The organism is Chromobacterium rhizoryzae, assembly GCF_020544465.1.
In the GTDB taxonomy this organism is placed as follows: Bacteria; Pseudomonadota; Gammaproteobacteria; order Burkholderiales; family Chromobacteriaceae; genus Chromobacterium.
Genome location: NZ_CP066126.1, coordinates 4,396,939 through 4,409,436, shown reverse-complemented (window position 1 = coordinate 4,409,436; position 12,498 = coordinate 4,396,939). Strand labels below are relative to the sequence as shown.

The 12,498-nt window shown below is 49.0% G+C and carries 8 protein-coding genes; 2 read left to right on the top strand and 6 right to left on the bottom strand.

Annotated features, from left to right (window positions below; genetic code table 11):
- Positions 1 to 124 precede the first annotated feature (124 nt).
- Positions 125 to 4,573: a glutamate synthase large subunit gene (gene gltB, locus JC616_RS20035; RefSeq protein WP_227105000.1), complete on the top strand. Its 4,449-nt coding sequence runs from the start codon at positions 125 to 127 to the stop codon at positions 4,571 to 4,573.
- Positions 4,574 to 4,670: 97 nt separating this feature from the next.
- The gene (locus JC616_RS20030) at positions 4,671 to 6,083 is read left to right on the top strand and encodes an FAD-dependent oxidoreductase (protein WP_319792908.1); all 1,413 of its coding nucleotides are present in this window, start codon (positions 4,671 to 4,673) and stop codon (positions 6,081 to 6,083) included.
- Positions 6,084 to 6,132: 49 nt separating this feature from the next.
- Here JC616_RS20030 and JC616_RS20025 read toward each other — a convergent pair whose 3' ends face one another.
- The 6 genes from JC616_RS20025 to JC616_RS20000 all read right to left on the bottom strand — a co-directional run bounded on the left by JC616_RS20025 (position 6,133) and on the right by JC616_RS20000 (position 12,496).
- Positions 6,133 to 6,624 (bottom strand): GDP-mannose mannosyl hydrolase, encoded by a 492-nt coding sequence (locus JC616_RS20025; RefSeq protein ID WP_227104998.1) that lies wholly within the window; start codon positions 6,622 to 6,624, stop codon positions 6,133 to 6,135.
- Positions 6,611 to 8,044, bottom strand: a complete 1,434-nt coding sequence (locus JC616_RS20020; RefSeq protein ID WP_227104996.1) for a mannose-1-phosphate guanylyltransferase/mannose-6-phosphate isomerase — start codon at positions 8,042 to 8,044, stop codon at positions 6,611 to 6,613. The genes JC616_RS20025 and JC616_RS20020 overlap by 14 nt, the downstream gene beginning before the upstream one ends.
- 39 nt (positions 8,045 to 8,083) lie before the next feature.
- Positions 8,084 to 9,196 (bottom strand): glycosyltransferase family 4 protein, encoded by a 1,113-nt coding sequence (locus JC616_RS20015; protein ID WP_227104994.1) that lies wholly within the window; start codon positions 9,194 to 9,196, stop codon positions 8,084 to 8,086.
- A gap of 84 nt (positions 9,197 to 9,280) precedes the next feature.
- A complete protein-coding gene (locus JC616_RS20010) occupies positions 9,281 to 10,063 on the bottom strand; it encodes a glycosyltransferase family 2 protein (RefSeq protein ID WP_227104992.1) in 783 nt (260 codons plus the stop codon).
- Positions 10,060 to 11,055 carry an EpsG family protein gene (locus JC616_RS20005; RefSeq protein WP_227104990.1) on the bottom strand — a complete coding sequence of 332 codons (996 nt, stop codon included), beginning with the start codon at positions 11,053 to 11,055 and terminating at the stop codon, positions 10,060 to 10,062. Before JC616_RS20005 ends, JC616_RS20010 begins: the two co-directional genes overlap by 4 nt.
- Positions 11,045 to 12,496, bottom strand: a complete 1,452-nt coding sequence (locus tag JC616_RS20000) for a lipopolysaccharide biosynthesis protein (protein WP_227104988.1) — start codon at positions 12,494 to 12,496, stop codon at positions 11,045 to 11,047. The genes JC616_RS20005 and JC616_RS20000 overlap by 11 nt, the downstream gene beginning before the upstream one ends.
- Positions 12,497 to 12,498: the final 2 nt, after the last annotated feature.

The following is a 12,498-nucleotide window of genomic DNA, read 5'->3' as shown; positions in this document are numbered from 1 at the left end:
AAAAAAATCAACGTAACATGATGATTTTTATCGTCTAATGCGGTGCACAAAAACCGGTTGCAGGGTCAAGCTCCTTGCCCTTAGAATCGAAACATTCGTTTCACATTATAAGCAGGACAAAGCTATGGACAGACAACGCTGGCTACAGGGCACCCTGTACCATCCGGACTTCGAGCAGGATAGCTGCGGTTTTGGCTTGATCGCCCAGCTTGACGACAAACCCAGTCACTGGCTGGTGGATACCGCCATCTCCTCGCTGGCCAAATTGACCCACCGCGGCGCGGTGGCCGCCGACGGCAAATCCGGCGACGGCTGCGGCCTGTTGTTTCGCAAGCCGGACGGTTTTTTGCGCGAAGTCGCCGCTGCGGCCGGATTGACGCTGAAGCCAGTGTACGCCGCCGGGCTGGTGTTCCACCATCCCGATCCGGAACAGGGAGAGCGCAGTTTGCGCCGCCTGCGCGAGTTTCTGGAGTCCCAGGGTTTGGAGGTGTCCGGTTTCCGACAGGTTCCCACCGACGACAGCGCCTGTGGGGAGGCGGCCTTGGCCTCGCTTCCCGCCATGGTCCAGGTCTTTGTTAACTGTCCATTCGGCATGGATGAATTAATGTTCCAGCGCCGTTTGTACATGGGTCGTCGCCAGGCTGAGAAAGCCAATAAGGCGGACGACCCGTTTTTTTATCTGCCGACCTTGTCGCCGCATACTCTGTCCTACAAAGGCCTGGTGACGCCGGAGAACCTGTCCAAGTTCTTCCTGGATTTGAACGATCCCCGCTTCGAGTCCAGCCTGGCCGTATTCCACCAGCGCTTCTCCACCAATACCTGGCCGCAATGGAAGCTGGCGCAGCCTTTCCGTTTCCTTGCCCACAACGGCGAAATCAACACCGTGCAGGGCAACCGCCATTGGGCGCGCGCGCGCGAGCGCATCATGGCGTCACCGCATCTGGACATGGACGCGGTGCGTCCCATCGTGCAGACCGACGGCTCCGACTCGATGTCGCTGGACAATATGCTGGAAGGCCTGCTGATGGGCGGTATTCCGCTGTTCCGCGCCCTGCGTCTGCTGGTGCCGCCGGCCTGGCAGAACGTCGACTCCACCGACAAGGACTTGCGCGCCTTTTATGAATTCAACTCCATGCATATGGAGCCGTGGGACGGCCCGGCCGGCATCGTGCTCACCGACGGCCGCTACGCCGCCTGCATGTTGGACCGCAACGGCCTGCGGCCGGCCCGCTGGGTGCTGACCCGGGACAATGTGCTGACCATTGCCTCCGAAGTGGGGGTGTGGGACTACCAGCCCGAAAATGTGGTGCGCAAGGGCCGGGTCAAGCCGGGTCAGCTGTTCGCCGCGGATTTGGCCACCGGCGAGCTCTTGTTGCCGGAGGAAATCGACGCCCAATTGAAGAGCGCCAAGCCGTATCGGCAATGGATCAAGGACAGCGCCAAATACCTGGAGCTGTCGATCGAGGACGACGCCGGTGTCGAGCCTTTATCCAAGGACGAACTGGCGCGTTTGCAGAAGCTATTCAATATCAGCTTTGAAGAGCGAGACCAAATCCTGCGCGTGCTGGCCGAGGACGGCCAAGAGGCGGTGGGTTCGATGGGGGACGATACGCCGATGGCGGTGCTGAGCCGGAAAGTGCGCTCGCCCTTCGACTATCTGCGCCAGCAATTCGCCCAGGTGACCAACCCGCCTATCGACCCGATCCGCGAAGCGGTGGTGATGTCGCTGAACACGGTGTTCGGGCCGGAACGCAATATGTTTGAAGAGAGCGCCGAGCACGCCAAGCGGCTGGAAGTGCGCTCCCCGGTGCTGTCGCACGAGAAATTCACCCGCGTCACCACGCGGCCGGAGCCTTATCTGAAGGCGACGACCTTCGACCTGTGCTACGACCCCAGCGAAACCGACTTGCGCCAGGCGCTGGAGACGCTGACCCGACATGTCGTGGACGCGGTCAAGGAGGGCACGGTCATCGTGGTGCTGTCCGATCGCCATGTGACGCCTCAGCGCCTGCCCATCCCGGCGCTGTTCGCCACCGGCGCGGTGCACCACGCGCTGATAGACAGCGGCTTGCGCTGCAAGACCAATATCCTGGTGGAAACCGGCACGGTGCGCGACGCGCACCAGATGGCCTGCATCATCGGCTACGGCGCCACCGCGGTATACCCCTATCTGGCTTATCAAAGCATCATCGAGCTGGTGCAGAGCGGCGAGGTCAAACTCAAGCTCAACGAAGCCTTGCAGCACTATCGCAAGGGCATCAACAAGGGTTTGCTCAAAGTGTTGTCCAAGATGGGCATTTCCACCATCGCCTCCTATCGCGGCGCGCAGCTGTTCGAAGCGGTGGGCATCCACGAGGAAGTGGTGGAGTTGTGCCTGAAGGGCACGGTGTCGCGGGTATCCGGCGCGGGTTTCGCCGACTTCGAGGACGATCAGCGCAAGCTGGCGCGTTTCGCCTTCAACCCGATGCGGCCGATCTCCCAGGGCGGCTTGCTCAAGTACGTGCACGGCGAGGAATACCACGCCTATAACCCCGATGTGGTGACCCTGCTGCAAAAAGCGGTGCAGAACGACGATTACCAGGCCTATCAGCAATACGCCGAGGCGGTGAACCAGCGCCCGGTGGCGATGTTGCGCGACCTGATGCAGGTGCAGCCGCTGGGCGAGCCTATCTCCATCGACGAAGTGGAGCCGGTAGAAGCCATCCTCAAGCGCTTCGATTCCGCGGGGATGTCGCTCGGCGCCTTGTCGCCTGAGGCGCATGAAGCGCTGGCGATCGCGATGAACCGCCTGGGCGGCCGTTCCAACTCCGGCGAGGGCGGCGAAGACGCCGCGCGCTACGGCACCGAGAAGATGTCCAAGATCAAGCAGGTGGCCTCGGGGCGCTTCGGCGTCACGCCGCATTACCTGGTCAATGCCGAAGTGCTGCAGATCAAGGTGGCGCAAGGCGCCAAGCCGGGCGAGGGCGGCCAGCTGCCAGGGGACAAGGTGTCCGGCCTGATTGCGCGGCTGCGCCACGCCAAGGAAGGCATCAGCCTGATCTCGCCGCCGCCGCATCATGACATTTACTCGATTGAAGACCTGGCGCAGCTGATTTTCGACCTCAAGCAGGTCAACCCGTCCGCGCTGGTGTCGGTCAAGCTGGTGGCCGAACCCGGTGTCGGCACCATCGCCGCCGGCGTGGCCAAGGCCTACGCCGACCTGATCACCATCTCCGGCTACGACGGCGGCACCGGCGCCTCGCCGCTGACCTCGGTCAAATACGCCGGCTCCCCATGGGAGCTGGGCCTGTCCGAAGCCCAGCAGGTGCTGCGCGCCAACGGCCTGCGCGGCCGGGTGCGGGTGCAGACCGACGGCGGTTTGAAGACCGGCCTGGACGTGATCAAGGCGGCGATGATGGGCGCGGAGAGCTTTGGCTTCGGCACCGGCCCCATGGTGGCGTTGGGTTGCAAATACCTGCGCATCTGCCATCTGAACAACTGCGCCACCGGCGTGGCCACTCAGGAAATCAAGCTGCGCTCCAAGTACTTCACCGGCTTGCCGGAAATGGTGATGAACTACTTCCTGTTCATCGCGCGCGAAACCCGCGAGTGGATGGCCAAGCTGGGGGTGCGCAATATGGAGCAACTGATCGGCCGGATGGACCTGCTGAGCCTGACGGCTGGCGACACCGACAAGCAGCAGAGGCTGGACCTGTCGCCGCTGCTGTCGCAAGGCCGGGTGCCGGATAGCGAGCCGCGTTTCTGCGTCAGCGCCAGCAATCCCTCCTTCGACAAGGGCGAGCTGGCGGAAGCCATTCTGCAGGACGCCTTGTCCGCCATCCACAATAAACAGATGTTGGAGCTGAGCTATCCGATCGAGAATACCTACCGCTCCATCGGCGCACGCCTGTCCGGCGAGATCGCCCGCGTGCACGGCGCGGCGGGCCTGCCATTCGGCTGTCTTAAGATCAAGTTCAGCGGCAGCGCCGGGCAAAGTTTCGGCGTATGGAACGCGTCCGGTCTGCATCTGGAACTGGAAGGCGACGCCAACGACTATGTGGGCAAGGGCATGGCCGGCGGCCGGGTGACCATCTATCCGCCCAAGAACGCGGGATACCGGGCGGGCGAGTCCATCATCATCGGCAATACCTGTCTGTATGGGGCTACCGGCGGCCAGTTGTTCGCCGCGGGCGTGGCGGGCGAGCGTTTCGGCGTGCGCAACTCCGGCGCGCTGGCCGTCATCGAAGGCGCCGGCGACCATTGCTGCGAATACATGACCGGCGGCAGCGTCATCGTGCTGGGCGAAACCGGCTACAACTTCGGCGCCGGCATGACCGGCGGCTTCGCCTTCGTCTACGACCCGAATGAGAAATTCGCTTATCGCTACAACAACGAGCTGATCGACATCCACCTGATCAACGGCGAAGCCATGGGCATGTATCGCGCCTATCTATTGGAGAAAATCGCCAAGCACGTTGAGTTGACCGGTTCCGAGACGGCCAAAGCGATGCTGGAGAACTTCGACGATTACGTCGATTACTTCTGGCTGGTCAAACCCAAGGCGGCCAAGCTCGACAGCCTGCTCAAGGACTAAGACGCGCAAGGCGGGCGGCCCTGGTGCCGTTCCGCCGATACCTCATTCAAAACCCGGGCGCCAGCGGGCGACGGGCCCAGCAAGACAGGAAACAACCATGAGCGATGTTTTCCAATTCATGAAGCTTTCGCGCAACCCCGGCGACAAGGTGGACGCCTCGGTGCGCAAGATCGAATTCAAAGAAATCTATCAGCCGTTGCACAGCGTGGACGCGGCCGACCAGGCCGGCCGCTGCTTGTCCTGTGGCAACCCGTACTGCGAATGGGAGTGCCCGGTGCACAACTACATCCCCAACTGGCTGAAGTTGGTGGAAGAGGGGCGTCTGTTCGAGGCGGCGGAAATGTCGCACAAAACCAATAGCCTGCCGGAAATCTGCGGCCGGGTCTGCCCGCAGGACCGTCTGTGCGAAGGCGCGTGCACCCTGAACCAGGGCGGCTTCGGCGCGGTTTCCATCGGCAGCATCGAGAAATACATTACCGACGAGGCCTTCAAAGCTGGTTGGCGGCCGGATATGTCCAAGGTGGTGTGGACGGACAAGAAAGTCGCAGTAATCGGCGCCGGCCCGGCCGGCCTGGCCTGTGCCGACGTGCTGGTGCGCAATGGCGTCAAGGCGGTGGTGTTTGACCGCTACGAGGAGATTGGCGGCCTGCTGACCTTTGGTATTCCGGAGTTCAAGCTGGAAAAATCCGTGATCAAGCGCCGCCGCGAGATCATGGAGGGCATGGGGGTGGAGTTTGTGCTCAACACCGAGATCGGCAAGGATGTCCCGATAGAAGAGTTGCTGGAACAATACGACGCCATCTTCATGGGCATGGGCGCATACAAGTATATGAAGGGCGGCTTTCCTGGAGAGGATTTGCCCGGAGTGTTGGAAGCCCTGCCTTACTTGATCAATAATGTGCGCCAAGGACTGGGCACGCTGCCGGATGGCGAAGAGCCGATCACGATGCATGGCAAGCGCGTTGTGGTATTGGGCGGAGGAGATACCGCGATGGACTGCAATCGCACCGCGATACGCCAGGGCGCGAAAAGCGTGATTTGCGCCTATAGGCGCGATGAGGCGAATATGCCAGGCTCCAAGCGCGAGGTGGCGAATGCGAAGGAAGAGGGCGTTGAGTTCAGTTGGAATCGGCAACCCACTGCCATTTTACAGTGCTCGACGGATGCTCTAGTCGTGAATTTAATGGCCACTCGTTTAGGAGAGCCAGATAGTAAGGGGCGCCGGACAGTGGAGCTCATTCCGGGAAGTGAAGAGAGTTTGGAGTGTGATTGCGTGATTATAGCTTTTGGCTTTCAGGTAGAGGCTGCGGCTTGGTTTACCGCTCAGGGGATTGGGGTTACTAGCAACAACCGAGTCATAGTTTCAGAACAGGATAGATATCCATATCAGACTAGCAGCCCTAAGGTCTTCTCTGGGGGGGATATGGTACGTGGGGCTGACTTAGTGGTGAGAGCGGTATTTGAAGGAAGGCAGGCAGCCGACAGTATTCTAAATTATCTCAGCCTTTGAAGAATTAGAAGCAACAACCGCAGATATTATTATCTGCGGTTGGCTGAAATTAGGAAAAGTAAGCTTGGGTGTTTTTATGTACGCTAGGGTCTGTGCAAATATCTGATGCAGTTGCCCATTTATATTGAGTGTGTTGACTATAAGGCAAACGCTCTAAGCCAAAACTAGTTGAAAATTTTATTTTGTAAGCCAAAACAATATAGTGTGTGCTGAATTCATCTCCGCAGTATGCATTAGTGTCGTAGAAGTGTTCCCAAACCCCAAAGGCTTCTGCGTCACTTCGATTAAAGGAAAAACCTAGTTCTTCTTGAAATAATCGATAAAAGGCATTGTCAAGAGACTCATTTTTTCGAACACGCCCTCCAGGCACAAACCAAAATCCAGCTGCAGGTTGGTTCTTCCTTAAACCTAAAAGTAAGTTGCCATTATTATTCTCAATAATAAAATCAATTGAAATTAAGGGGGCAAATTTCACAATCTGCATAAAATCGCAGACAGGAAGAAAACTGCTTTCATGTGAAGTAAGGTTAGCAGCGACCATACCTATCCTCAAAACGGACGATATCATCTTCCCCAAGATAGCTACCAGATTGGACTTCAATCAATTCAAGAGGAACTTTTCCTGGGTTCTCAAGAGCATGTACAACTCCAACGGGAATATAAACAGATTGATTTTCTGTCAGCAGAGTCTCTTTATCACCATTCAACACTCTAGCTGTCCCTGACACGACAACCCAGTGTTCTGCACGATGGTGATGCATTTGGACAGACAACTTTGCTCCTGGATTTACGGTAATACGCTTCACCTGATAACGATGGCCAGAGTCGATACTGTCATAATGCCCCCATGGTCGATAAATCATACGATGCTGATGCGCTTCTGGCCGCTGCTCAGATTTTAGTTTTTCTACAATATCTTTTACATTCTGTACTTGATCTTTTTTTGCCACGAGAACCGCATCTGCGGTATCGATTACAATCAAGTCATCAATGCCTACTGTAGCAATCAGGCGGTTGGCGGCACTATTCAAATAGCAGTTCTTACTATCAACTGTGATGGTGTCACCGATATTTACATTGTTTGAGTCATCTTGCTCTGAAACCTCCCACAGAGCACTCCATGATCCAACGTCGCTCCAGCCAGCATCCAAAGGTACGACAACTGCCAACTCTGTTTTTTCCATAACGGCATAATCAATAGAGTTTGGCGGGCAGTTTGAAAAGGCAACTGGGTCAGGTCGTAAAAAATCAAAATCCTGTTGTGGATTTTCCATTGACAATCGGCAAGCTGCGAGAATATCACCAGAGTATTTATTCAGCTCATCAATAAAAACAGATGCGCGGAACATAAACATTCCGCTATTCCATAGGTAATTTCCATTATCAATATATTGCTGAGCCCTTTCTTTGTTAGGCTTTTCAATGAACTCTTCAATTGGAAAAATGGAAGTTACGGTGTGGTCGTTAGATGGGCGGCGATGTGTTTTCGAAAATTTAATATAACCATAGCCAATTTCCGGCTTATTAGGAACAATACCGAAGGTAACAAGTTTCCCTGCTTCGACGGCTGGCTGGGCAATTGAAATAGCATGGTGAAAAGCCGCAGTGTCGGCGATGACATGATCAGCGGGTAAAACTAGTAAAATGGGGTCATCATATAGCTGCAGGGCATTTAAAGCAGCAATAGCAATCGCTGGGGCTGTATTACGACCAACAGGCTCTAATATTATAGAACTTGGCTCAACATTTATCTGTCTCAATTGCTCCGCAACAATAAAGCGATGTTCTTCATTACAAACAACAATAGGCTTCATACATTGCGAAACGCCTGACAGACGAGAATGGGTTGCTTGAAGCATCGATTGCGAGCTGGTCAGGGAAAGGAACTGTTTCGGAAAGCTAGCACGAGAAAGTGGCCACAAGCGTGTTCCATAACCACCAGCAAGAATAACGGGTATCATGATAAAGATTTCCTAAAATCGGGCATCAAGACATTATGCTTACGTTGTATATTTCTTTAAAAGAGCTATATACTGATTTATAATATGCACTTCGCTAAACGAAGCTGCCATAAAGTCTCTTCCTGCTTGGCCCATTGCCGATCTCTCCCCATCACTCAGCTCTAGCATGTTAACACAACACTTTACAAGCGAGTCAACGTCTTTAATTTTGCAAAGAAACCCAGTTTTTCCTTCAATTACTAGATCACGACAGCCTACGTTGTCTGTTGTGATCAAAGGCTTTCCCATTGCGGCTGCTTCCATCAGAGTTCTTGGAATCCCTTCTCGATAAAAGGACGGCAGCACAATGCAATCAGCTTGCGAAATAAATGGTCGCACATCGTCAGTTATGCCTAGATATTCGATAGAGCCCTCTTGTGCCCATTCAGAAATAAGTGACTTTGGGATAGCACTTGGGTTTTGTACATCGCAAGGGCCTAAAAGCTGAAATTGTGCATGCGGATATAATTTAGTTAGCGCTTTAGCCGTTTGAACAAATTCACCTACTCCTTTGTCCCAAAGCATGCGAGAGATTAATAAAAACCGAATTTTTTTGTCAGTTGCAGTTTTCGGTTGAGGGGCAAAAAAATTCATATTAACCCCCTCGCCATGGAGCAATACAGCCTGTTCTTTCTTAACTAAATTATGTGACAAAAAAACGTGCTTGTCATCCTCGTTTAAAAACCACACTTCTTTGGGCCAACGAAATGCTATTTTATATAAACACTTGGCAATAAAAGCGATCCAGTTTTTTTCGACGAAAGTGTAACCAAGACCCGTAGTAATTGCAATACAAGGCTTTTGGGAAAAAAATGATGCAATGGACCCATATATATTGGGCTTGATTGTGTAATGAATAATAAAATCAGGAGCAATATTTTTGTAAAGACGGTAAAGGGAGTAAATCAGTTTTCCATCTGAAATCGGATTGACACCCTTTGCCGATAAGGTGACATCGATCATGGTGCAACCCATCATTTTCAATTTTTCAGAGTAATTGTCGTGGGGGGCAATAATAAAAATGCTATGGCCGTCAAGAATTAGCCGTTGGATAAGACCATGACGGAAATTAAAAAGGGACCATGAGGTATTGGAAACTAAGCAGATTTTCATTTTAAGAAATAATCCTTCAAAAGAAGGGGTGCTAGGTTAGAATAATATTCCCTCAACGCTAGAATGAGATAGTTCTGGCAATAGCTATGAGGTTTTAAAAAGTCTACTAAAATAAACAATAACTATTCGTCTAGTAAACTTCAAAAGAGAAAAAAACTGGAAAAAAATAGATGTGATATTTTTTGTACCGAGTGCTTTTCTTAGTGCGAGTAGTTCGCCCTTTTGCATCAACAGTAAATTGGCGCTAAGTCCAGAGTGACCATATGATGGCTTATTTAAAAATATCAAGGGGGTTGATATATAGCCCATTTTGACACCTTGTTTTGCTAGTTCAAGCCATGCGGAATAGTCCTCCGCATAACGCATGGTAGGGTCAAAAGTCAGAGAGATATCTTTAGATAAGACAACAGAGGGGGTTGGAAAGTAATTTTTATAAAGTAAATTTCCCAAGAATATTTGTTTGACATGGCAAGAGTGTATGGGGGCAGTATGTTTATTATAGCTGAATGACCCGCCAATAAAATCTAGTGAATGCTTAGTTAAAGCGGAGATTTGTATTTCCAGCTTTTGTGGGTGCCATTCGTCATCTGCATCGATAAATGCAATCCACTTGCCATGGGCCTCGGAAATTCCGATATTTCTTGAAATAGATGGACCTAAATTTGTTTTGTTCTCGTGCAGTTTTATTTTTATTTTAAGAGAGCACATTTGCAATGCACTAATAATAGAAGAGGTTTTATCATTGGAACAATCATTAATGCAGATGATCTCTTCTGGTGGAAGTGTCTGATTAAGAACTGACTTTATTGTATTTTCAATTGTTTTTTCAGAGTTAAAACAAGGGATGATGACGCTAATTTTATTCATTCAAAATGCCCAGTAAATAATAAAAACATTAACCTAAAAGTAGGTATGGTAGATAATGCCAGTAAGAGAATGGAGTTTCTATTACTTCTTTGTGTTGCTAAAACTAAGCAAGGAGCAATTATTTCGACAGGGGCATGAATGCGCCATGAAAGTTGGTAGTTTGAAGATGCAAAGACTGATAATATAGATAAAATAGCGCAAAATTTAAATAAATGAATATGCTTGAAGTTGCTACTATTCCAATCACAAAGCAAAATAACAAATAAAAGATAAAGTCCTATAAATATTCTTTTCCATTGGTCATTATTGGCCTCAGTATAAATTTCTGCGCTTTGCGCACTCATTACAAAATCAAAACTTTGAAGGATAGACTCAGTGAAAAAGAAAGAGAGCGAAAGAAAAATGGCAAATAAAACGGTAAGAGTTTTTTTGTTAGGTAGAAAAGTGGATAGTAGATAAATAGAGACAAAAATAATTGCTGAGTAATGGAAGGAAAAGGCAATAGCCAAAAAAAGTATGCTTAATAATTTTGAATTGCTTTTAATCGATAGGACTAAAAAATAAACGGATATTATAGTCCTCCATACATACATGGCATTGCTGAAGGAGAAATAGCAAAAAAATAGAATAAAAGCTTTTTTGAATGTAATACTAGATGTTTCAGAGAGTTTTATATAAAGTTGAAAAAATAATATATTAGATATAAGGCAATTAATAAAAATAAATATAAATTCAGAATTGGCAATGTATTGTTCTAAATATAGTACGATTAGAAAGCCAATTTCGACTTTACCGGTTCGGAAAAATATATACTCAATGCCATCGCGAAGGCCCATAGTCCACAATAGCTGAGATTGAGAGTAATATATATCGGAGTCAGCAAAAACTCCATTGAATGCCATTGGAAGTGAAACGATGGCAACAAGAAAAATAACTAAAAGAAAGTTGCTTTGGTGTAAGCGGTTAGGATCAATAACGAAGTTATTTTTCATAGGGTAATGGGCTAGAAATTAATGAATGGAATGGCATGCTGTGACGAAGAAATAAAATTATATAAAATAAACTAATAAGACCACACAAGACAATATTTAATACATGTGCAAATGATGAGGTAGGACTTAAAATGTAGTTAATGATGATAGGTGTCAAGCCAAGTAAAGCAGATACTAACCATGTGATATATTTAGGTGAAGGAGGGGATATTTGATAAAGGGAGTATGTTGAAAACATGCATGCAACTGAAAAAGATAACATTATAATGACGGGGGCAAATTTGAAGTCTGCTTGTGTTATTTTTAATATGTAAAAGCAAACTAATAAAACGATGGAAGCAGTAAAAAACGAAATTAAATTACGTGCAGGTTTCTTGTCAATTTGAGAGGATTGATTTAATAAACTACCTATAACTCTGAAAAATTCGCTTAGCATGCCAACTTGGCAAAAAAACAATGCGGAGTGATAACGGTTATCTATGAGTAAGCTGATGAGACTTGCGCAAGTACCTAAGCCTAAACCTAGCATAATAAGGTAAATAGGAATAACCGAGTTAAGCATGTCATTAAATAATGATATGCTGTGAGATTTGTTATCCAAACTTAGATGGCTATAGAATTTTGGTAGTATTACTTGTGAAGAGATCGCTTCAACAATGGACCAAAATTGATTGGCAATGCCAAACCCAAGAATCAATATCCCTAAATTGTGTGGACCCCAGAAAGTATCAATTAAAAATCGATACCCCCCTGTAAGTATCCAAAGTAGTCCTGCGCTAATAGAAAGTGGCAGGCAGTACGTTAGCACCATTTGTGTGTCAATAAATCGTGCATAGATAGCTTGGGTATTAGGTTTACAAGCTTTATAAATAATTTTGAGTGCAAGTAAGCCTCCAACTAAAAAACCTATTGCTTGTCCAATAAACCATAGGAGAGATTCATTTTTTAACTGCACCAATGCCATTGAGCAAAGCAAGCCAATAGCAGTGGTCACGAATGCTAAACCGATTGAGGAGAGTCGTAGGCCTAGCATATTCAGCAATGGAATTAATGTATTATTCCAAGTACCCAACCACAAGCTAATGCAGAGTGCTATAGAATAGGGAACAATATTGTATAAAGGATAAGGGCTGTCTCTAAATGTTGAGGATAGCCATAGCAAAGCTATTAAAAATGAAAGCAAAGAAAGACTAGAAATATAAATGTTATATTTTTTTAGATAGCCTACAAGAAGTCCTAAAGAGTACCATTCGTGAGTATGTCGGTTAATGTATTGACCAACGGGATTGATTAAAAACAAACCGAAAAAACTTGTAAAAGCGGTCATTAGACCCAAGCGAGCAAACTGCTCAACAGAAAGCCAATGAGTAACTAACTTAAGCGCCAACAAACCAATTAAGGCTTGGCTAAGCCGTGCAAGTGATATCCACAGTATATTCATAG

What these genes read in the sequence shown, in the direction of transcription:
- JC616_RS20025 (WP_227104998.1), bottom strand. Translation starts at nt 6,624, where the DNA reads ATGGTCGCTGCTAACCTTACTTCACATGAAAGCAGTTTTCTTCCTGTC.
- gltB (WP_227105000.1), top strand. Translation starts at nt 125, where the DNA reads ATGGACAGACAACGCTGGCTACAGGGCACCCTGTACCATCCGGACTTC.
- JC616_RS20005 (WP_227104990.1), bottom strand. Translation starts at nt 11,055, where the DNA reads ATGAAAAATAACTTCGTTATTGATCCTAACCGCTTACACCAAAGCAAC.
- JC616_RS20015 (WP_227104994.1), bottom strand. Translation starts at nt 9,196, where the DNA reads ATGAAAATCTGCTTAGTTTCCAATACCTCATGGTCCCTTTTTAATTTC.
- JC616_RS20030 (WP_319792908.1), top strand. Translation starts at nt 4,671, where the DNA reads ATGAGCGATGTTTTCCAATTCATGAAGCTTTCGCGCAACCCCGGCGAC.
- JC616_RS20000 (WP_227104988.1), bottom strand. Translation starts at nt 12,496, where the DNA reads ATGAATATACTGTGGATATCACTTGCACGGCTTAGCCAAGCCTTAATT.
- JC616_RS20020 (WP_227104996.1), bottom strand. Translation starts at nt 8,044, where the DNA reads ATGATACCCGTTATTCTTGCTGGTGGTTATGGAACACGCTTGTGGCCA.
- JC616_RS20010 (WP_227104992.1), bottom strand. Translation starts at nt 10,063, where the DNA reads ATGAATAAAATTAGCGTCATCATCCCTTGTTTTAACTCTGAAAAAACA.